Below are 19497 nucleotides of genomic sequence, written 5' to 3' on the forward strand. Positions count from 1 at the left end.
CCGCCAAAATGACGGCAATGAATCAGGATTATTTTTGTGTGTTCTTTTTCAGTAAGGCAATCAGGAGTGCACAGCCGACGGTGATCACCGCGAGTGTGATAATCCCCGCCGTATTGCTGTTCATCAGTTTATCCATTTCCACACGGATGATCGGTGCGAGGAAAGAACAGAATGCCCCCATCGTGGTACAGAACCCGATACCGGCAGCCAGTGCAGGACCGCTCAGTAACTGCGGCGGGAATGTCCAGAATACCGGCTGTACTGACAGGAAGCCAACAGCACTGAGACACAGCGCGGCGATGGCAAAGACCGGACTGGCAAAGGCGGATAATGCCAGACCAACTGCCGCTGCCAGCATACACATCACAGAGATAGCCACACGGCGGGACGGATTTTTATCAGCCAGACGCGGGATGTAATACACACCGAACGCCGAACATGCCCACGGAATAGCCGCCACCAGAGACGCTTTAAACCCGAGGCTCTGTCCCATCAGGGAAGCCACCTGCGACGGCAGGAAAAACATCAGCCCGTAGACCGAGATCTGGATGGTGCCGTAGATAAGTGCCAGATGCCAGACCTTGATATTCTTCAGTGCGGACAGCACAGACGTGGTTTCTGTTTTCGCATTCTCACTGGCTAACTGCTCTGTCAGGGCTTTCTTCTCTTCCGCTGTCAGGAAGCGGGCTTTCTCCGGGCTGTCATCCAGCCAGAAAAAGGCGAAGATCCCGATAACAACCGCCGGTAAACCTTCAATCACAAACATCCAGAACCAGCCCGGACGCCCCATCCAGCCGTGTAATTCCAGCAGTGCGCCGGATAACGGCGAACCGAGTGTCAGTGCCAGCGGTACGCCGAGAACAAAAATACCAATCACCGAGCCGCGGACTTTATTCGGGAAATAGATGGAGGCCAGTAATAAAATTCCCGGATAAAAACCCGCCTCACCCAGTCCCAGCAGAAAACGCAGCACAATAAATTGCGTCTCGTTGGTCACGAACCCGGTCATTGCGGATAACACACCCCAGATAACCGTTGTAATACTCAGCCACTTTTGTGCACCGATTTTATTGAGGATCAGGTTTGCCGGGATCCCGAACAGTGCATAAGCGGCGAAGAAAATCCCCGCCCCCAGCGCAAAAGCGGAATCGGACAGCCCGATATCCAGTTGCATAGCATCTTTCGCAAAGCCCACATTCACACGGTCAATAAATGCCACAAAATACAAAATAAACATCAGGGGTACTAAACGCTTCCACGATTTCTGAATCGCGGAATTTAAAGCAGCATTGTCATAAGCTGTGATAGTCGCCATGATAATATTCCCTGTCGGTAAGATGTTCTGTCGTTATAATCAGGAAAAATCAGCGTGCTGTTTCAGCATCCGCCAGTATCTGCATCAGCTGTTCAGTCTGCTCCGCATTCAGGCTGCTGAATGGCGCTGTGCAGTAGTCTGACTGAATAATGCCCCGCATCTGTAATGCTTTTTTAAAGGTCGGGATAAACGGTGAATGCACGCCGTAAACGGCCATCAGCTGATCCACTTTGCGCTGATGTGCCGCTACGGCAGCCATATCACCTTGTGCAAATGCCGCCATCCAGGAAGCGAAGAACTCAGGCACAATATTGGATAACCCGCCGATACAGCCATTTCCCCCCGCCAGCACAACATGGGCGAAGTTATTGTCATAACCGGCATAAACCTCAAAATGCGGGATCTCTTTTTTTACCGTCTGAATAATCTGCGACGTATGTAATGTATCGGGGATCGTATCTTTCAGCCCGATAATATTCGGATAGCGATCCGCCAGACGCAGACACACCTTCGGTGACACCGAGTAACCGGTACGTTCCGGGAAGTTATAGATAAAAATATTGGCTGACGTTTTTTCCGCGACCGCGCTGTAAAACCGGTAAACGCCCTCATCATCCAGCGGGAAATAGTACGGGCTGATAATCATGACCCCGTCCACCCCCTGCTCATGAGCATAGTTCGCCAGCGCGGCGGACTCATTCACATCCGGGCGGCTGGTCCCGGCATACACTTTCATTCCCCCTTTGTCATAACTGCCGCATAACCTGATCAGTGTTTTTGAGCTTTCCATATCCAGTGAAAAAAACTCGCCGGTACTGCCCATAACCACAAATCCGGAGACATGCCCCTTCAGAGAGTCATACACCCGCTGGTTTTGTTCGGTATCAATCCGGCCTTTGTCATCAAAAATTGTTACGGCCGGCGTGATGTAACGGCTTTCCATACCCACATTGTTCATATATACAAACCTTGTTAATAAATAAAAACACAGGTAAGTAATCATGAAACTCTGAGTGAGTCAAATTTTGTACATTCGCTGAAAAAACAGGCTAACAGGCTGTTTTAATTGCGGTTGAAAACTATATCTGCGGAAAAACCCGATCCGGATTGCGGTTATTTATTATTTATCTGTGAGGAGCAGCACATTACGGGAACAATAAAGCGGATTGTCGTGATACCGGCAGGCAATGTCACAAACGGACACCCGGACATGATTTACTTAGCGGGGCTTTGTACCTAGAATAACGGCATAAACTGTCAGGGAGGTGAATTGATGTCAACGGAGCATATGCCGACAATACGGGTGTTAGAGGTACTCAGCGTTCTGGCGGCAGAAAACACCGGGATTTCCCTCACGCAGCTGGCCGGGAAGACCGGCATCTTAAAAGGCACGCTCTACCCGATTCTGAAAACTCTGGCAGAACGCCGTTATATTAATTATGACGAAAACACCCAGCTTTATTTTCTGGGTATCGCCTGCTCGATTCTTTCCCGTTCATTCTTTGAAAAATCGTACTGGCTGAAAATGGTGCACCGCGAGATGAATAATATTGTCAACGAGTGCAACGAAGTGTGCCAGATGGGTATATTAGATGGCCCGGATGTGCTGTATATCGATAAAGTGCAGTCTGCGCAAAAAGTTCAGTTAGTCTCCAATATCGGCACCCGCTTACCGGCGGTTTATTCTGCATTAGGTAAAGCGATGATATGCCATTACAGCGATGATGATATTCTCCGCTTATATCCTGACGGCTTTACCCCGCTGACAAAATACAGTATCACCACCATTGCGGAATTACGTCAGCAACTGGAAGAGGTCAAAATAAATCATTACGCCACTGACAACCGGGAAATAAACGAAGAAACCCGCTGCTATGCCGTTTCATTACGTCAGCGCAATAAAATTATCGCCGCTATCAGTGTCTCCGTCCCGACATTCCGCAGTAATGATGAAAAAAACAACCAGATTATCAGTGTATTACTCAGCAGCCGCGAACGTATCGAGCAGGAATTGCATACATTGCAGGATGTGGAGTTTTATCAGTAAGGGTAATACAGGACGTTTTAGTCCGCGGCGTTTTTTAATTGAAAACGGAGCTGAATTGCTCCGCTCTGCAGCCTTTAACTAAAATCAAAATGCAGACGTAATTTTTTACAATGCAGGCAGCGGAATAAATATCCCTGTGCATCGCTGTCCTTATGTAACAGGCCGGATAACTCTTCAACAGAAAAACCATATTCCTGAATATCATCTTCCAGAGAAACAAATTCATCCAGCCGGTCTTTTATATCATCCCAGCAAACATACCCGATAAATTCACAGGGCTCATTGCAATGTGCCAGCCACACTTCCTGCTGCCATCCCCGGTAACCGGGTGTGCGTTTAACCAGTTCATCCAGCATTTCATCCGGATACGGGTTAGTAGTGTGTGAAAATTCACCATCGTCATCATATTCACAGTCAATTCCTTCCACGCTGGCGCTATCCTGGAATTCACCCTCAAATTTCCGGCTGGCGGAACCATCCGCAATACACCACGGGCATAATGCATCAATGTCAGCGACAGAATAAAACGGATTTTCATAGTAGGTATCAGTAGATTGCTGACAGCAATCACACTTAACTGTCTTGTCGTCTGAAAAAGCACCGGTTCCGAGCGGATCGGGATGATATTTAAAAACAGGTAATTTTCGGTTGTTTGGTGTCATGGGGAGTCCTGTTCAGAAGAAAATTAAACCATTGTAATCATTCCGGGAAGCATCAGCTATGATGACTGACACAGATTTTAAACTGATGTTTTTTATTTTCCATACAAAAAATGATCTTATCATTCAGAATGTTAACTATTAATATCATAAACATTTATGAGTAATTTAAAAAATAAATGTCTTGTTTGCATTAACAACATAACCGCATTAATATTTAATGAATCAGTATTATATTAAATAAACAAAAAATATTAAAAACAACAAGGCCGGTTAAGTCAAACCGCCTTATTATACAAAGAATTATGGACTATCAACTTAAATCATATAGCCAGAGCAACAAGAAAAAATTTTCCTCTGTTTTCCTCATCCTGGTTCCTTTTGGTATTTGGATAGCATTCATGTATTGGTCTATGTTTTTAGGCCAAAGCGTTGTGTTATTTAAATGGTTCCCTCAATGGACTATTTCCGTCATTTTTGCTGCTGTTGTGGGGATAATCGGCGGGATTTGGAGTATTTGGCGTCGCCCGATAAAACAGGTATTTAAAAGTTTTCTCTGGAGCGGATTCTTTGGCCTGATATTAATTGTCCCTGTATTCGATGTCATGGCGTATTTACTGACAAACAAAACAATTCACTATCAGACTGAATATGAAATTACATCACCGGGCCCTGCCACCAGCAGATTTGGCCGGTGCAAACACGGCATATGGATAAAAGAAGTCTATACGGAACGGTGGAAATTGCTTTGTATCGATAATGCAAAACTGGCAACTCAGAAAGGCACAGATACGGTTTGGGTCACAACAAAAACAGGTCCTATTGGTTCATATATAGTTGATTACCAGTTCTCACCTTCCAGCCCTTAACTATGATTCATAATCAGGGGAGTTTTTATCGTATTGACCTCTGCTGTTTTCAGAACAGAGAATCTAATTATAGTTGTTCCATTTTAGGGGAAGTGGACAGAGTGACCAGCTCACGCTTAAAAGCGGGCTTTAAAGCTTTTTTCGATAACGTCCTTCAGCGCCCGGTTCTCGTCCTCAAGCTCCTTAATCTTTTTAATATCAGATGCTTCCATTCCGCCGTATCTGGCTTTCCAATTATAGTAAGTGGCTTCAGAAACACCGGCTTCCCGGCAGACATCTTTAACAGTTCGTCCGGCTTCAACCGACTTAATCACAACGATGATCTGATGCTCAGTAAAACGGGCTTTACGCATAGCGATCTCCTTAGTTGGCAGATTGATTATGCCGGAGGATCTCTAAATGTGAATGGCACGATTATGCGGGATGTTTACATAAATAAACTAATGTATTCACTGATGTCAGAGGAATAACTGAACCTACTGATAGTGTCATATCTCTGGTTAAGAACAGCAATGGCTGGAAAGCCAACTAACAGTTTCCTCTAAAGATCTGTGAAGAGCAGAGCTAGGGGCTTATGAGGGCGAGTTGCTGCCCTCATCTGAATTTAATCTTTTCTTATTCAGTCGTGAAGTCAACGAGTGTTAATTATATTTGTATTTGGCATATTTTTATATATATCAAAATATAATTTCCCAAGCAAATATTTTCTATATTCCCTTTTGTCAAATCTTAACATACTACTTTCTGAGTTATTTCTAAAATAGGATATCCCAGTAGATAAAGCATATTCAAAATTTAATTTTGCAGTTGCAAATTCTATTGCTTCTATTATCATCTCTTGATATCTTTCGTTTATCAAAAAAGTATTTACTGAATTTTTAATTGAAGAATTTTCCATATCGAAAGATATATTTATTTTTATTTTTTCGGGTGATGAAATTATTCCATCTATTAATGTAAAAACGCCATCATCATGTGTTAAAACGAAATTTATAACTTCATCATCCCATAATGGATTTAAATGTTCATTTGCGAAGAAATCAATTTTGCCTTTAAGGCTTGAGTTACATGAGCTACAACTTGGGATTAAATTATTAATTACCAATGCAAGGTGAGGAAAGTCATCCTTACTATAAAAATGGTCTAATGTAGGACGAAACCCTCGATTCTTTTTTTGTATCGAAAAAGCATATGCTTGATTGCAATACGGACATGTTCTTGTTATTGATTTTTTACATAACGTATATGCATTCCATGATCCTGTTTTTCTAACAAATTTATTGTAATTAAAAACAGATCTTATTTCTTTGTCAAATTGCTTCGATATATCTGGTGTTATTAACAATCTATTTTTGTAAGCTCTGTATATATCAATACTCTCCAATATATCTTGTTTACCTGCAAGTATTAATAAATGATGTACATCCATAATAAATTTTTTAGCTTCGTCTAGTCCTTCAGAACGATGAGTAGTTTTATCCAAAAAATCGCATATCAAATTATTTAAATAATGTGTATGTGGTTTTATTGCTTGTTCCCAGTTGTTTTTAATTGAAATAATCATATATGAAGACCTTCAAGCCTTATACTGAATAATTAAGCGTTCGATTTCGCTTTTTATTAGAGGATTGTCTATGTTATTTATAAGGTAATGATCTTTTTCAGTCAGTGTTTCATTAGGTATTTTATCGATGATAGCTTCAATTTTATTTGTTGCAAATTCCCCAATGGTTTTAGTTCCAAAAGATTCATTTAGTAAAATATAAAGAGGAGATGCAAAACCACTTAACGTAGCATTTTCAATTGGTAGCCTACTTATAAAATCTTTGGGAACGTCTGTCGCTAACAATGGAGAGTGTGAGGCTAGAATAAGTTGTAAATTATCTATGCGAAGAGATGTTTTTAATAATCCTAACATTTTATTTAAATTAGAAATATATTTCCTTTGCCAATCAAGATGCAAAAAAGCGTCCCCTTCATCTATTAATAATAGTATTGATTTAATACCTCTCTCTGAAAGTTTATTAATAGAATCAGAAATGGCACCAATTTGAGCTAGAATAGCAATTTGCCCAGAACTCATATCAGAAAAGTCAATTTTAAAAATATCATTTAAATTATATTCTGTTAATAATTTTTGCCCTTCGTAAGGATCTATTTCGAATTCCAACCTTAAAGTTGATTCATTAAATCTTGAATCTTTAATAATTTCATGACCTTTCACCGCATACTTTAAAATTCTTACTAAACTATCTATTTTCCTTTCACATTCTAAATATAATTTAGTTTCCCTTAACTTTTTATTTAAACGAATATTTAAATTAAAATATTTGTTCAATAATGGAATTACTACGTTATCACTGAATTGTTTCTTTGTACTTGCCCAATCTATTATGCTGAATATGTAAAAGAGTTTTTCTTCACCTGCATTATGAAGTATTTCATCAATCAGATGGGCGGAGCAACGCTGCATAATATGATCAATTTCTGCTTGAATATTTTTATTGGCACTGTACTTTATAGTGTCTGAATTATTACCATCCATATTAGCATCAATTTTTTCACGCAATGATAAAATATCAAGGAGACCGTGATTCAGCAGTATACTATTCTGGTTAAGATCTTTATTATCCAGAGCAATATTAAGTATTAATCTTGCAACTTTACTAATATTTGTCATCTTCATGGCAACAACTTTTGGATAAATACCAAAGTCAGATATTAAGTCCTTATATCCGACAAGGTCAAATACAGTATTTTTTCCATTCGGACTTGGAGATGCGTTAATAAACCTATTATCTCTGATATCCAACTTTGGTCTAAACGGCAATGGAGTGAAATATATAACCCCCCAGCTTCTAATTTCAGAATGATCTATTTTTTCTCCGCGAGAGTTTAATATTGTACATTCGCCTATTATTTGCATATTGTTTTTAGGGAAAAAATAGTTAATTACGCTGCATAAGAATTTGGTCTTCCCTGAACCATTTATACCAATAAGTAAAGATAAAGAATCCATGTCATAAATATTAATGTCATTATCACTAATATTTCTTAGTTTTATTTTAGTGCCATTCATTGTAATTTCACTAATCATAATTTCCTTTTAATGCTATTTTTAATGAGAAGTTTAGTAATTCAAGATTTATATTAAATAAAAATATCACAAAACTTGTTCATATTGCAATTCATATTTATCTGGAATTTTATGCTCTAACATTTGGTTTATCTATGTTCATTTTTGACGATTTAAATTGATTATTTTTAGGGTGGAAATCCATACCTTTACCTGACTCTAATTGAACTTGCTTGAGACGGCTTGGAAAGCGAGTTATCTCCTCCTTGGCTGGTTGATAGTTATCACTGTTAAATTTAGCTCGTTTCTCATGCTCAGAGCGTTGAACTGTAGTGGTTTAATAAATTTAGCCACCTAAACAGAGGTGATATGCTTACCTCAGAATGACACAGGTGCCTTGATCTCTTCCCTTTCTTCAGTACCAGTATAAAGTAGATTTTCCGGCCTTTCTTCTCCTGAAAAAAGAGGTCATCTGACATGAAAAAGACACGTTATACCGAAGAACAGATAGCGTTTGCCCTGAAATAGGCTGAAACCGGTACTAGGGTAGAGGAAGTGTGCAGAAAGATCGGTATTTCTGAAGCCACTTTTTACAATTGGAAATCAAAATACGGTGGTATAGAAGCTGCCGATATTAAATGGCTTAAAGAGCCTGAGGATGAGATTGTCAGACTTAAAAAGCTATTTGCGGAAGTCAGCCTGGAAAATAATGCTATGAAGGAGCTTTTTGCAAAAAAGAGCTGGTGATGACCGAAAAAAAGACCTGCATTCAGGAATTAACTCAGTCAGGTTTATCGGTTATAGTCGCCTGTCGGTTATTCTCACTGCCCAGAACCACTTTTTACCTGATAAATACAAACTGGAGAATTAAGAATGATCCGGTTATTGAAGCGAGTTATACCGAACTGGAATTATCACCATGGGTCGGATTCTGGAAATGTTTTCACCGGATGCAACAGAAAAAGTACTCTTTTAATCATAAACAGGTTTATTGAGCGTTTTAACGGATCATTCCGCCGAGAGTTTTTAAATGCGTATTTGTTTAAATCACTGAGTCAGGTGAAAGAAATGGCCTAGTTCTGGATGCAGGATTACAACCGGAACCGGACACATGAAAGCCTGAATAATCTTCCGTCAGAGCTTTACCAGAAGCAACTGGAAAACTCTAATCAGAACCATTTCAGATAAGGAGAAGTGGATAATCAGAACCAACACACCAAGCCAAAGGATAAAGTGACCAAAAAATATGCAATGGACGCTAAGTGGATATCAGAAAAGACAAAGGGGCTACGCTTTCGCGTAACCCCTTGTTTTATTTGGTGGAGCTGGCGGGAGTTGAACCCGCGTCCGAAATTTCTACACCTTCGGTACTACATGCTTAGTCTGGTCTTTACATTCGCTTGCCAGCTGCGGACAGACACGCCACTAACAAACTAGCCCGATTCGTTTTAATGCTTTCTCCCCGGGCAGGAAGTCCACACGATCTCTTTTGGGTTTGACCTCTCTTGATCCCCGTCCTAAGAGCGGAGGCTAGGGAGAGAGGGCTCAGAGCAGGTTATTAAGCTGCTAAAGCGTAGTTTTCGTCGTTTGCGACTATTTTTTTGCGGCTTTTATCGTGGCCAACCGCCCCACGGCATGCACCTTGGGTTTCGCAAATCCCGTCGAATCCAGAATCAGCCCCAAGTTGTGAAACGCAGTATATCAGAAAATCAGTACGGAATACCAGTACTTAACGCCCTGCGTGCTTCATAATTCTTGCTTTGTCTAATTTCCACTCACGTTCGCGGATGTCATCGCGTTTGTCGTGTTCTTTCTTACCTTTGGCAATGCCGATTTTGACTTTGCACCAGGCGTTTTTCCAGTACAGCGACAGTGCAACCACGGTGTGCCCGTCACGGTTGATTTTGCCGTACAGGCTGTCCAGTTCACGCTGGTTAAGCAGCAGTTTGCGTGTCCGGGTCGGGTCGCAGACAACGTGGGATGAGGCCACGCTGAGCGGTGTGAAGTTGGCACCAAACAGGAAAGCTTCGCCGTCACGGAGGATGACGTAACTGTCCCCCAGATTGGCTTTACCTGCGCGTAATGATTTGACTTCCCAGCCCTGCAGCGCCAGACCAGCCTCTATCTCTTCTTCGATAAAGTAGTCGTGACGGGCGCGTTTGTTCAGCGCGATGGTGGCAGAGCCTGGTTTGTGAACTTTTTTCTTTGTCATAATGACCACTATTATACGTTATGCACACCCGAAATAAATTGCTTATTTATCCGTCGCACGGTAAATGCTGCTATTTTAAGCGCCTTTGCGGGTTTTCTGTCCCTGTACGCTGTTTTTAACATGTCAGCGGGATTTGGCAAGTGCTTTTTGTGACAAACATCTTTGTTGTCATTAAGATACATTCTGTCATCAGCGCGCGCCGTATTGTGCATTTATCTCCGCGCCGGAGCACAGTATAATACGATTTAACAGGCGGCGATAATTTCCGCCGTTTCGTGATTTTTGACCGCAGGATGTGTTATGCCGCAAATTAGCCGCTCCGCACTGGTTCCGTTCAGTGTGGAACAGATGTACAACCTGGTGAATGATGTCCGTGCGTATCCGGAATTTTTACCGGGCTGCGTGGGAAGCCGTATTATCAGCCACGAACAGGATGAGATGACCGCGTCTGTGGATGTATCCAAAGCCGGTATCAGTAAAACCTTTGTGACCCGCAATCAGCTGACCAGCAATCAGCATATCCGTATGCAGCTGGTGGAAGGCCCGTTCCGTAAACTGATGGGCGGCTGGTCGTTTATTCCGCTGAGTCCTGAGGCGTGCAAAGTTGAGCTGAATCTGGATTTTGAATTCACCAATAAGCTGGTTGAGCTGGCCTTCGGCCGTATATTTAAAGAGCTGGCCGGTAATATGGTGATGGCATTTACCAAACGGGCAAAAGAGGTTTACCGTGTCTGATATTTCTGTCGAAGTCTGTTATGCCCTGCCTGATAAACAGTTTCTGATCCCGGTGAAAATAAACGAAGGCGCCACGGTGGAAGCCGTTATTCTTGCCTCCGGTATTTTAGCGTTACGGGATGATGTGGATTTAACGCAGAATAAAGTCGGTATTTTCAGCCGTCCGGCAAAACTGACCGATATTGTCAGTGATGGTGACCGCGTGGAAATATACCGCCCGCTGATTGCTGACCCGAAAGAAATGCGCCGTAAACGGGCAGCAGAAGCCAGCCGTAAGAAAAAAGAAGAGTGAGTCTGTATTCCCGCTGATTTCCGGTTTATTTACCGGGCCGGCGGGAAATAACTGTCCAGATTATCCAGCCCCTGTTTTTCCTGTGAAAATGTCACGGTGGTCTCTGTCTGACTGCGGGTAATGGTCAGTATCCACAGACTGTCAAAATCATCACGCGGCCAGGCCGGCATATACGAATAGTCCCCGCCGGTCTGTTTCAGAATATCCCTCACCACTTTTATCAGATTATCGTGTTCCCAGACCACAAAGACCGTGTGCCCGTGATGGGCTTTATCCAGCAATGCATCGCGCAGAGCTTTGGTTTCTTTGGCGTGAAATTCCAGATGCACCGGCAGTGACAGGCGGACAGCCACCGGAGTGATGGTCTGAAGGGAACGCAGCGAGTGACCGAGCTTGCTTTGTTTCGGTGCGGCGGCATACAGGGCATCCGCCTTTCCGTAACGGGCGATCAGGAGATCCGCCAGCGCCAGTGCGCGGTTTAATCCTTTGCCGGTTAACTGGCCGCTGTCGTTATCCGGTTTTTCGCCGTGGCGCAGAAAAACCAGTGTCTGTACTGAATGAGTCATCCGGCTGATACCTGATTTGCAGAATACGGATTTAAGAAACCGGACGTCCATGACAATCCCTTTTGTTTCCGGAAGGATTCAGTGTAATCGTCCGCCGCCGGTTAGCCTACTTTTTTGCAGGAATTTTTATTTTTCAGAGAAAATGCACTTTCCTGCTTATGTCAGTATGTTACCCCGCTTATTTTATCGTCATCTTTCATTCTCAGACAGTTTGACCCGTGAAAAAGAAAATAACAGGAAAAAACGCGGTTACGCCATTTTCGCCTTCCCGGTCAGGCTTTTTCATTCCGTTGACGGGTACACTATTTCGATGCCATTAATAAGGGAATATAACAGTATTACATAAAGGATATTATTTATGCGCCAGATTACAATCCGCTTAGCCGACCCTTCCGATGCAGCGGCGCTGTGCGATATGCACCAGGATTTTACGTCTTATGCCAATACCTTACAGATGCCGTACACCTCGCGGAAGTTCTGGGAACACCGGATGAGTCAGGGTGATCAGTCTGCCACCCGGCTGGTGGCGGTTGTTGACGGCGTGGTGGTCGGGCTGCTGGGTATCAATCAGAACAGTAATCCCCGCCGCCGCCATGTGGTGAATTTTGGTATTACGGTAAATAAAAGCTACCGCGGCCAGGGTGTCGGCAGTGCATTAATGCAGGCAATGATTGATTACTGTGATAACTGGCTGGGCATCCGCCGTATTGAATTAGAAGTATTTGCCAATAATCCGGACGGCCTGGCGCTGTATGAAAAATTCGGTTTTCAGCGCGAAGGGATTGCCCGCGATTATGCATTCCGCGACGGACGCTATGTCGATGCTATTCTGATGAGCCGGATAAACGACCAACCCAAATAACCGGATAATCCGGAAAGACGAAAACGGAAACGGAAACGGAAACGGAAACGGAAACGGGAAATAATGTATGGAACATAAATGGGTCTGTATTCAGTGCGGGGAAAAAGAAATTCCGCAATACGCGGAATATTGTGATGAGTGTGCGGAAAAACGGATGTCGCGGATCGGCGGCTGGTTGTGGCTGCCGTTAATCACCCTTTTTCTGTCACTGGGTGCCGGTGGTTACACACTGAGTGAGTGGTATGATTTATATCAGCAAAATGCGGGGTATATTCCTGACCGCGTATTGCAGGTCATGTATATTAATATTGCTTTTACCATACTGACCATGCTGCTGATACTGACAACGCTGTATTATTTCTTCAGGCTCTCCCGTTATCTGCCGAAGCTGTTTATTGCCTTTATTCTTTTTGCCATCGCCTCGGAAGCCATTCAGGAAATCGTGCTGGTTAATCTGCTGGATGTTAATGTTGACTTCACTCTTTATTATCCGCTGATAAGATTGGTTATTTACGCTATCATCTGGGTTTCGTATTTCCTGGTGTCTGAACGGGTAAAAAGAACATTTGTTCATTAAATTAAGGGAAACAGCATGAATAAGTTTATTTTTCCGGCAATCGTTTGTGCCGCCACACTGGTCACACTGCCTGCGAATGCAGGTAAACTGCCGGATAATCCTTATTTATCGACTGCGGTACTCAGTAGTGCGGGTAGTGTCTACAGCTCTGTGATGATAAGCGGTGCGATTTTATCGCCGATCATTTTACCGGCTCAGCTGAGTGCGGAGTCTGTGGAAAACAATAAGAAAGAAAAAGTCACCACCATCACCGGCAAAACCGATAAAAATGAAGATGTCGCCCTGCTGGTTGCCACTGAAAAACTGGAGAAAACCCCGGTGAATCCGGGTGATAAACTGACACTGGAGCCGGCTGAAAAAGGCCCCGGTGCGTATCTGAAAAAGGACGGGAAAATCATTTCCCATATGGTAACTCAGGATGATCGTGAATTAACCCATCAGGAGAAGATGCCATAATATGCGACTGCTGAAATCCGTTTTTGCGGCTGCCCTGCTCACTGCGTCCGGCCTTGCATACAGCGGCAGTCAGAACTGTGCGGATAAATCCCCGCCCACGCCGCAGGAAGCCGCACAGCGCACCGCACAGGCCAAAGTACTGAATGACTGGCTGGAGAAACAGGGCGACCGGGTCGTTCTGCTGGTCCGTCAGGGTCAGGCACTGAGTGACTACGGGCTGAGCTTTTCCCATGCCGGTTATGCCGTACGGGAAAGGAACGGTACCTGGCGGGTGTATCATAACCTCAACACCTGCGGTACTGCGCAGTCTGAGCTGTGGATCCAGGGACTTTATCAGTTTATTGATGATGACCTGGCCGAGAATACCATCGCCACCCTGCACTTCCCGCCGGCCTTACAGTCCCAGTTGCTGAAAGTGCTGCGTGACCCGGAACTGCGCAAAGCCCTGCATAATCCGGCGTATAATATGGTGGCGCATCCGTTTGCGACCGACAGCCAAAACTCCAACGGCTGGGTGCTGATGGTATTCGCGGCAGCCCGCTCTCCGGGCGTGAATTCGGTTTCTGCCGGGGTAAACTGGCTGAAATCAGAATTCTATATCGGCTCCTCCGCCGAGGCCGGATTAATCAAACGGGCACTGGCGGACAGCCTGATGCCGCATATGTCCACTGACGGGCAGCCGGTGACCGGTATTGTCACCTTTAACTCCGGCGACAGCCTGCTCGGTTTTCTCAGCCGCTACGGCAAATTCCGGGTTGAGTGCAGTCACGGCAGCTTCGGCAGCGCCGTCTGTATGGTGCCGCTGCCGGAATAATTACCACCCCGGTTATTTTATATCCTGCTGCCATCGTTTCTGATGGCAGCATTTTTCGTCGATTTTTTGTTCTCCTTCCCGTTTATGTGATTTCCCTCCCCGCTTTTGCCGACAACCTGTCCGTTATATTAAATTTTCTTTTCCTTTTATTTTCATTAATTTAGTTGCAAACAATTACTTTACCAGGCTAATAATAAATCATAACAAGAGCATGGCCTTTTATTTTAAAAACACCTTTAGCGGCAACTGCCAACACCACGTAAGACAGGGGAAACACCATGAGCAAACACGAAACGTCATCCGCGCCTCCGGCGCATGACCACGATTTTATGTTTACGCCCATACCGATGACACACCGCCGCGAGACCTGGAAACAGGTACTGGTCTGGATAGGTTTCGGTTATGTGGCAACCGGGTTATTTATCGGCGGGGCCCTGGCCGGGGCCAACGGCGGACCGGGAATGTCATTCCCGATGGCGCTGCTGGCTATCGCCATCGGGATGGGATTGTTGTTTATTCTCACCTCACTGCTCGGCATTATGGCGCAACGCACCGGGCTGAGCCTGGCGCTGATCAGCCGTTTTTCCTATGGCCGTTTCGGTGCGAACCTGCCGATGATTGCGATGGGGCTGCTGACCCTCGGCTGGTTTGCGGCGATCACCGGGATGGTCGGGGATATCTGGGGCACGTTCCTGGGCAATCCCAGCGGGATCATTGTCTTTAACCCGGCAGAGCACGGCTACAACGGTGTGCCGATCACCCTGGAAGTCTTTCTTTCCTGTGTCATCGCCGGTCTGCTGTTTACGTACACTTCACTGCACGGCATGAAAGGACTGGAAATTATCGCCATTCCGGTATCGCCGATTATTATGATTATCGCCGTTATCACCGGTTATGCGATGTTGCAGGAGGGCGGCGGGTTATCGGTCTTTATTGAGAATTCCAACCGCAATGAAGGGCTGATGCTCTCCACCGCGATCACGATGGTGGTCGGCAGCTGGATTGCCGGGGCGGTGATGGGCGTGGATCTGTTCCGCTTTAATAAGAGTATTTCTGCGGTATTCTGGGGATCGGCAGCCTGTTTTATTTTCACCAACCCGCTGCTCAATGTGGTCGGTTATATCGGCACCATGACGGTCGGGATGCCGAACTACATTACCTGGATGATCGAGAAAAGCTTCCTGCTGGCGCTGATCGGGGTGATCACCTGGACACTGTCACTGTGGACCACCAACGATGCGGAACTCTACTGTAACTCGCTCTATACCGGGCCGGTGCTGGATTCCGTTGGTGTGAAAGTCAATAAAAACGTCCTGATTCTGACCACCGGGATTATCGGTACTGTGCTGGGCGCTATCGGTTTTTACCAAATCTTCTTTGCTGATTTTATTAACTATCTCGGCATTATGGCACCGCCGCTGGCCGGGCCGCTGCTGGCGGATTACTACATCACCCGCAAATGCCGTTACGACATCACGCAGATTAACAGCCAACCGAAATACAATTACGCTGGGGTGATCAGTGCACTGGCCGGGATGGCTTCCGGTCTGGTGATGGCATTGAACAATATTCTGTCTGACTGGCCGACCGGCCTGCTGGCATTAGTTATTACCGTTATTATTTATCTGATATTGCATCCGCTGCTGGCGGCAAAAGCCACCTCACCGGCCACAGGGAGATCATAATGAAAAAAGTTTATCTGAATGAGTTCACCACTGAAGGGCTGAAAAACCGGTTCGATAAAGGCGAGATCGACAGCGCCATTACCATTTTCGGCAGTTGTGAGAGCCACGGCCCGCATCTGCCGCTCGGTCCGGATCTGTTTGTGCCGGAAGCCGTTGCCCGCCGTGCGGCACAGCGTTTATCCCGTACCATTGTGGTACCGGGCGTGCCGTTCGGCACTTCCGCGCACTATAACGGTACACCGATGGCGATTAATATCCGCTTTGAAACGGTGATTGCGATTGCGGAAGATATGTTTGAGAGCCTGATTCAGTACGGCATCAAACACATTTTTGTCTTCAATGGTCACGACGGCAATATTCCGTCGCTGGATATCGCACAGCGGAATGTCAAAGCGCGTCATAAAGATGTGGTCTTTGCATTCCTGCCGGCCTGGTGGTCCGTACTCGGCGGCCGTCTCGGGGAGAATTTCTTCCGTGAATGGAACGGTCTGGGACATGGCGGTGAGGGGGAATCCTCCATTACCGCTGCGGTGTGTCCTGATCTGTGCGACCTGAGCAAAGCGGTGCGCCAGATGCCGGAAGACAGCATCCGCCACGGCGATAATGTGCAGATTATGTGGGATATCACCGAGGTTTCGGTGACAGGTGCCACCGGCGATCCGACTTACGCCAGCATTGAGAAAGGCGAAAAAATGCTGGATGCCCTGACTGACCTGGTGGTGGAAAGTATTGAGGCGCTGGAAAAAACCAACTGGAATTATGATTTACGCGCTAAGTAAACAGTAAAATGCCCCGCGATGCGGGGCATTTTTTCAGAGTCCGGCAAATTCAGGGATTGGCGGTCGTCCGTGTGATTCCAGAAAATCCAGTACCCGGCGCGGGGTGACATTCAGGATGCGCGCTTCAGGAAACTCAATTTCCCGCAGCATGGTCACCACCCGCTCAAAATTCCCCAGATAACCGGCATAGTGGGAATCTGAGCCCAGTGAGATCCAGCCGCCGTGGTCACGCACCGCCTCAGCAATCGCACGGCAATTTTTCTCGCTGCCCGCCCGCGAATGCAGAAATGAGGAGTTATTCATCTCCAGCGCCACATTGCACTCTTTTGCCGCCTGCACCACCGCATGAATATCCAGCGGATATTTCGGGTTTCCGGGATGGGTAATAATCTGCACTTTTCCGCTGCGGATAGTGGCGATCATGGCTTCGGTATTGGCGGCCTGTCCCTGCGGCTGCAACACCGGCTCGTGAAAACCGGCGAGGATAATATCCAGCTGCTGCGCCATTTTATCGGTGCAGTCCGTCTCTCCGGCCTGATTTTTAATATTAGCCTCAATACCGTACAGCAGCCCTGCACCGTTAATCATGCGCGGCAGAACCGGCATATTGGCAAAATGCCACGGATGCGGCCCGTCCGCCATTTCCGGCCCGTGGTCGGTGATCGCAAACAGGGTTATTCCTTTCTCCGCCGCTTCGGTAAAATATTCACGGACGGTACTGTAAGCATGGGTACTGGCAACCGTATGGGCATGTAAATCAACCGGATATATCACTCTGCTCTCCTTTCTGCGGTTAAGCACCTCTTAACCCTATCAGATTCTGAAACGGGTCTTCAACCCGGCACACGGATTAACACACTGGCGGGTGTCAGGGTTATCATGCACTTTTTCCGTTCTGTAACAGCTGTTCAATCAGCGCGGGCAGTTCCGGATGGTCTTCATGCCAGACCGTGATCCCGTTTGTCTCAAACAGCGCCGTTGCCACACCGTTGCCGGATTTAAGCGTGCCGTCAAATGCGCCGCTGTAGATCAGATCGCTGCCGCAGGACGGACTGTTAGCTTTAAGGATCACATGCGTGATATTCCGCTGTTGCAGATGTTCCAGTGCCCGCAGTGCGCCCTGTTTAAAGGCGTCAGTGACATCTTCGCCGTCACTGCCGGTAACCCGGGCGGTGCCAGCCCAGACATCACAGCCCTCACCGCCGGTGATTTCCGCCGGGGCGCGGGGCACCGGCAGACCGCCGAGGATTTCAGGGCATACCGGAACCGCCATTCCGCTGTTCTGCAGCGCTTTCAGCGGGGCATATAATTTATGGCTGCCGTCGTAACGGACGGCTTCACCTGCCAGACAGGCACTGATTGCAATCATCATATTCTCGCAGTGTATACCGGTATAATTCAGATAGTGATAATCAATACCTGATAGTAAATAACTTATGAGCGCGGGACAAGCCGGGCAGATGTCTCCTTTTGCCGGAAAAAATGCTAAACTCTGCACGATCACCTATTTAACCGGAGTATACCTCTTTATGCACGCACCCACCCCGTCAGAAAAACCGGTGTTATCCGTTTTTGATTTTGACGGCACGCTGACCCGCCGTGACAGCTTTGTTCCTTTCCTGCGTTTTGCCTTCGGGAAACGTGTTTTTTCCCTGCGGATGCTGCGTCTGGTTCTGCCGACACTGCGCTGCTTCTCACGTAAACTGACCCGCGACGAGCTGAAAGAAGTGCTGATCACCACCTTTCTGACCGGTACCGATGCCCGCTGGGTGGAGAAAAAAGCACAGGAATTTTGTGAACGTTACTGGCATAAGATGATGCGCCCGGAAGGTCTGCGCGCGGTGGCAGCGGAAATTGCATCGGGTGCGGAAGTCACACTCTGTTCGGCATCCCCGGAGCTGGTGCTGCGGCCGTTTACAGAGCGGCTGGGGATCAAGCTTATCGGCACTCAGCTGGAAGAGAAAGACGGCATTCTGACCGGGAAAATCAACGGCAACAACTGCCGCTGCGGCCAGAAAATTGCCCGGCTGCAACAGGTTTACGGCGATTTATCCGCTTACCATATGCGTGCCTGGGGCGATTCACGGGGGGATTATGAGCTGCTGTATGCCGCAGGCGAACCTCACTGGCGCCATTTTCACCGCAATCCGGCGAAATATGAAAAACGCCGCAAACAGTTTTCATCCCGCTGAAAACAAAAACGGGCTGTATCATACAGCCCGTCAATAATCACAGCGACCGTTATTTCGGCATTTGCTGTTCCATCATAGCTTTAGCCCGGGCTAACGCATCAATACCCTGTTTACAGGCTGCATCCTGTGCATCAGCTGGTAATTCCATAAACTGCTTTTTGAAGTGATAATGCAGCACGCCGTAACCGGCAATTTTGCCTTCACGCCGCAGCACAAAACAGACTTTCTGCTCAATCCAGCTCCGGATCGCCTCACAGCGTTGCGGCTCCTGTGCCGCAACGGTATCAAGGGCAATTAACGCCGTGAGATCCTGTTCCGTTGCCGGGGATATTTCCCCGGCGCTCCGGTTATTTGTCATCAT

At 46.2% G+C, this 19497-nt stretch carries 21 protein-coding genes, 1 other RNA gene and 2 pseudogenes; 12 read left to right on the forward strand and 12 right to left on the reverse strand.

Going from position 1 to position 19497, the window contains the following annotated elements:
• Window positions 1-28 precede the first annotated feature (28 nt).
• Together X965_RS02495 and X965_RS02500 are read right to left on the reverse strand one after the other, a co-directional pair.
• Window positions 29-1315 (reverse strand): MFS transporter, encoded by a 1287-nt coding sequence (locus X965_RS02495; protein ID WP_036416910.1) that lies wholly within the window; start codon window positions 1313-1315, stop codon window positions 29-31.
• Window positions 1316-1364: 49 nt separating this feature from the next.
• The gene (locus X965_RS02500) at window positions 1365-2258 is read right to left on the reverse strand and encodes a dihydrodipicolinate synthase family protein (RefSeq protein ID WP_172794080.1); all 894 of its coding nucleotides are present in this window, start codon (window positions 2256-2258) and stop codon (window positions 1365-1367) included.
• Between the two features lie 330 nt (window positions 2259-2588).
• Here X965_RS02500 and X965_RS02505 point away from each other — a divergent pair, with 330 nt between their 5' ends.
• Window positions 2589-3362, forward strand: coding sequence for an IclR family transcriptional regulator (locus tag X965_RS02505; protein WP_036416913.1), 774 nt, complete (start codon window positions 2589-2591; stop codon window positions 3360-3362).
• A gap of 74 nt (window positions 3363-3436) precedes the next feature.
• Here the strand turns inward: X965_RS02505 and cbrC are convergent, their stop codons facing one another.
• Complete coding sequence (cbrC, locus tag X965_RS02510) at window positions 3437-4024, reverse strand: PF03691 family colicin E2 tolerance protein CbrC (protein WP_036416915.1); 588 nt, start codon at window positions 4022-4024, stop codon at window positions 3437-3439.
• Between the two features lie 302 nt (window positions 4025-4326).
• Here cbrC and X965_RS02515 point away from each other — a divergent pair, with 302 nt between their 5' ends.
• On the forward strand, window positions 4327-4890 hold the full coding sequence (locus X965_RS02515) for a hypothetical protein (RefSeq protein ID WP_036416919.1): 564 nt from the start codon (window positions 4327-4329) through the stop codon (window positions 4888-4890).
• Window positions 4891-4996: 106 nt separating this feature from the next.
• Here X965_RS02515 and X965_RS02520 read toward each other — a convergent pair.
• From X965_RS02520 to X965_RS02530, 3 genes and pseudogenes are all read right to left on the reverse strand, one after another.
• A pseudogene (locus tag X965_RS02520) lies at window positions 4997-5243 on the reverse strand (transposase); the annotation flags it as partial.
• A gap of 278 nt (window positions 5244-5521) precedes the next feature.
• Window positions 5522-6454 (reverse strand): hypothetical protein, encoded by a 933-nt coding sequence (locus X965_RS02525; protein WP_036416928.1) that lies wholly within the window; start codon window positions 6452-6454, stop codon window positions 5522-5524.
• A 12-nt stretch (window positions 6455-6466) separates the two neighbouring features.
• On the reverse strand, window positions 6467-7987 hold the full coding sequence (locus X965_RS02530; RefSeq protein WP_036416929.1) for an AAA family ATPase: 1521 nt from the start codon (window positions 7985-7987) through the stop codon (window positions 6467-6469).
• 456 nt (window positions 7988-8443) lie between these two features.
• On the opposite strand from X965_RS02530, the pseudogene X965_RS19215 reads away from it, so the two are divergent.
• Window positions 8444-9154: pseudogene (locus tag X965_RS19215) on the forward strand (transposase).
• Window positions 9155-9283: 129 nt separating this feature from the next.
• Here the strand turns inward: X965_RS19215 and ssrA are convergent.
• Window positions 9284-9647: a transfer-messenger RNA gene (gene ssrA / locus X965_RS18855) on the reverse strand.
• Between the two features lie 48 nt (window positions 9648-9695).
• On the reverse strand, window positions 9696-10178 hold the full coding sequence (gene smpB / locus X965_RS02545) for an SsrA-binding protein SmpB (protein WP_004238509.1): 483 nt from the start codon (window positions 10176-10178) through the stop codon (window positions 9696-9698).
• Window positions 10179-10478: 300 nt separating this feature from the next.
• On the opposite strand from smpB, the gene X965_RS02555 reads away from it, so the two are divergent.
• Both X965_RS02555 and X965_RS02560 read left to right on the forward strand, forming a co-directional pair.
• The gene (locus tag X965_RS02555; protein WP_004238510.1) at window positions 10479-10913 is read left to right on the forward strand and encodes a type II toxin-antitoxin system RatA family toxin; all 435 of its coding nucleotides are present in this window, start codon (window positions 10479-10481) and stop codon (window positions 10911-10913) included.
• On the forward strand, window positions 10906-11205 hold the full coding sequence (locus X965_RS02560; protein ID WP_015422599.1) for an RnfH family protein: 300 nt from the start codon (window positions 10906-10908) through the stop codon (window positions 11203-11205). Before X965_RS02555 ends, X965_RS02560 begins: the two co-directional genes overlap by 8 nt.
• A gap of 29 nt (window positions 11206-11234) precedes the next feature.
• Here X965_RS02560 and X965_RS02565 read toward each other — a convergent pair whose 3' ends face one another.
• Window positions 11235-11771: a histidine phosphatase family protein gene (locus tag X965_RS02565; protein WP_225310102.1), complete on the reverse strand. Its 537-nt coding sequence runs from the start codon at window positions 11769-11771 to the stop codon at window positions 11235-11237.
• A 358-nt stretch (window positions 11772-12129) separates the two neighbouring features.
• Between X965_RS02565 and X965_RS02570 the strand changes: the two genes are divergently transcribed.
• The 6 genes from X965_RS02570 to X965_RS02595 all read left to right on the forward strand — a co-directional run bounded on the left by X965_RS02570 (window position 12130) and on the right by X965_RS02595 (window position 16944).
• Window positions 12130-12633: a GNAT family N-acetyltransferase gene (locus X965_RS02570; protein WP_036416932.1), complete on the forward strand. Its 504-nt coding sequence runs from the start codon at window positions 12130-12132 to the stop codon at window positions 12631-12633.
• Window positions 12634-12700: 67 nt separating this feature from the next.
• The gene (locus X965_RS02575) at window positions 12701-13210 is read left to right on the forward strand and encodes a DUF2569 domain-containing protein (protein WP_004241876.1); all 510 of its coding nucleotides are present in this window, start codon (window positions 12701-12703) and stop codon (window positions 13208-13210) included.
• A 15-nt stretch (window positions 13211-13225) separates the two neighbouring features.
• Window positions 13226-13666, forward strand: coding sequence for an STM0539 family protein (locus tag X965_RS02580; protein WP_036416935.1), 441 nt, complete (start codon window positions 13226-13228; stop codon window positions 13664-13666).
• 1 nt (window position 13667) lies between these two features.
• Window positions 13668-14480, forward strand: a complete 813-nt coding sequence (locus X965_RS02585; protein ID WP_036416937.1) for a DUF2145 domain-containing protein — start codon at window positions 13668-13670, stop codon at window positions 14478-14480.
• Between the two features lie 278 nt (window positions 14481-14758).
• Window positions 14759-16165, forward strand: coding sequence for a cytosine permease (locus X965_RS02590; protein ID WP_036416943.1), 1407 nt, complete (start codon window positions 14759-14761; stop codon window positions 16163-16165).
• The gene (locus X965_RS02595) at window positions 16165-16944 is read left to right on the forward strand and encodes a creatininase family protein (RefSeq protein WP_036416945.1); all 780 of its coding nucleotides are present in this window, start codon (window positions 16165-16167) and stop codon (window positions 16942-16944) included. Before X965_RS02590 ends, X965_RS02595 begins: the two co-directional genes overlap by 1 nt.
• A 33-nt stretch (window positions 16945-16977) precedes the next feature.
• Here X965_RS02595 and X965_RS02600 read toward each other — a convergent pair whose 3' ends face one another.
• Together X965_RS02600 and X965_RS02605 are read right to left on the reverse strand one after the other, a co-directional pair.
• Entirely contained in the window at window positions 16978-17715 is a 738-nt protein-coding gene (locus tag X965_RS02600; protein WP_036417143.1) for a phosphatase, read from the reverse strand.
• 106 nt (window positions 17716-17821) lie between these two features.
• On the reverse strand, window positions 17822-18316 hold the full coding sequence (locus X965_RS02605; protein ID WP_072144553.1) for a DUF523 domain-containing protein: 495 nt from the start codon (window positions 18314-18316) through the stop codon (window positions 17822-17824).
• 157 nt (window positions 18317-18473) lie between these two features.
• On the opposite strand from X965_RS02605, the gene X965_RS02610 reads away from it, so the two are divergent.
• Window positions 18474-19136 carry an HAD family hydrolase gene (locus X965_RS02610; RefSeq protein ID WP_015422595.1) on the forward strand — a complete coding sequence of 221 codons (663 nt, stop codon included), beginning with the start codon at window positions 18474-18476 and terminating at the stop codon, window positions 19134-19136.
• Between the two features lie 49 nt (window positions 19137-19185).
• Here the strand turns inward: X965_RS02610 and X965_RS02615 are convergent, their stop codons facing one another.
• Window positions 19186-19497, reverse strand: coding sequence for a DUF5339 family protein (locus tag X965_RS02615; RefSeq protein ID WP_051997304.1), 312 nt, complete (start codon window positions 19495-19497; stop codon window positions 19186-19188).

The organism is Morganella sp. EGD-HP17 (assembly GCF_000512315.2).
In the GTDB taxonomy this organism is placed as follows: domain Bacteria; phylum Pseudomonadota; class Gammaproteobacteria; order Enterobacterales; family Enterobacteriaceae; genus Morganella; species Morganella morganii.